Annotated in this window: 1 protein-coding gene and 1 pseudogene; both read left to right on the forward strand. The window is 72.2% G+C overall.

The features are described 5' to 3' along the window. Positions 1 to 210, forward strand: a 210-nt coding sequence (locus ACWDS7_RS48470) for a hypothetical protein (protein WP_451934828.1), incomplete at its 5' end; no start/stop codon positions are given. A 31-nt stretch (positions 211 to 241) separates the two neighbouring features. Continuing rightward, positions 242 to 1,414, forward strand: a pseudogene (locus ACWDS7_RS48475) (hypothetical protein); the annotation flags it as partial.

A 1,414-nucleotide genomic window follows, 5' to 3' on the forward strand; every position in this document is an offset into this window, starting at 1 on the left:
CTGGTCGACTACCTCGACATCGTCGAGGCGCTCTACATCGAACGCTGCGACACCGTGCTGCGCAACACGCTGCTGCTCGGCCTCGCCGGTGTGGAAGACGGCGAGGTCAACCCTGACCCGCTCGGCGAGTTCACCGTCGAGCGGGAGCCCGGCGTGGTTCAGGACCCGCAGGCGCGGCGGCAGTTGATCGCCCAGCTCGCCGCCGGATAGCCAACTTCACAGCTCGGACAGGGGGTGCTTCGTGGCAGCCCTGGCCGAGGCGTTTGTGAGGGTCCGTGCCGACACGACTGGCGTCCGTGAGGACGTCCGCCGCGATTTCGAGCGGAGCGGCGGTGAGTCGGGCGACGCGTTCGGCCGGCGCTTCACCCGTGACGCTCAGGGCCGCCTGAGGGACGAGCGCGGCAAGTTCGTCTCGGAGGGCGAGAAGCTCGGCGAGGGGCTCGGTGACGGCGCTGCCAAGGGCTTTGCCAAGAAGATCAGCGGCGGCGGGGGAGGTAGGGGCGGGCTCGGCGACATCCTCCGCCGCGCCCTCGCCGGGATCGCCTCGCAGCTTCCCACCCTCTTGCGGGGGTTCGGGGCGATCGGGGACGCTGTCGGCGACCTCGGCCAGCGGATCGGCCGCCTCGGTGCGACGGGCACGTCCGCGCTGACCAGCCTCACCGCGAACCTGGGGCGGCTGGGCGTCGTCGGCGGTGCAGCACTGGCGAGCATCGTCGCGGGCCTGGCCAAGCTCGGCGTCGGTGCCGCTGCGCTGTCCACCTTGGCGGCGGGTGCGGCGTCGGCTGCGGCGAGCATGGTGTCGCTGGCCGGCGCGGTCGCGCCGGTGTCGGGGCTGATCGCTGCGCTGCCGGGCGGGGTGCTGCTGGGTGCTGCGGCGATGGGCACCCTCAAGGTCGCCTTGTTCGGGGTGGGCGATGCGTTCGCCGCGGTTCTCAGCGGCGACTTCCTGAAGTTCGCTGCGGCCGCGGCAGAGCTGAGTGGCGTCGCGAACACCGTCGCCACCGAGCTGTTTGACATGTCGCCTGCCCTGCAGGCGGTGCGGGAGCAGGTCCAGGACGCCTTCTTCGCGCCGCTGGTTGGCCAGATGACGTCGCTGCTGCCCGTCGTCGACGCGCTGCGCGGTGGTATGTCGGGCCTGGCCGGCGAGTTCGGCGTGGGCGCGTTGCGGCTGGTGGAGTTCGCCCGGTCGGCGGAGTCGATCTGGGCGATCCAGTCGGTGTTCGCATCGCTGCACGAGTCGGTCGCTGCGGTCGTGCCCGCACTCCAGCCGCTCCTGGCGGGGTTCCGTGATCTGGCCGTGGTCGGCGCCGGCTGGCTGGCGGGGTTCGCGCCTGGCATCGCCCACGCGGCGGAGCAGTTCGGTGCGTTCATGAGCCGCGCCGCGGCGAGCGGAGACGCGCTGCGATGGATGGAC

Source organism: Streptosporangium sp. NPDC003464 (genome assembly GCF_053588315.1).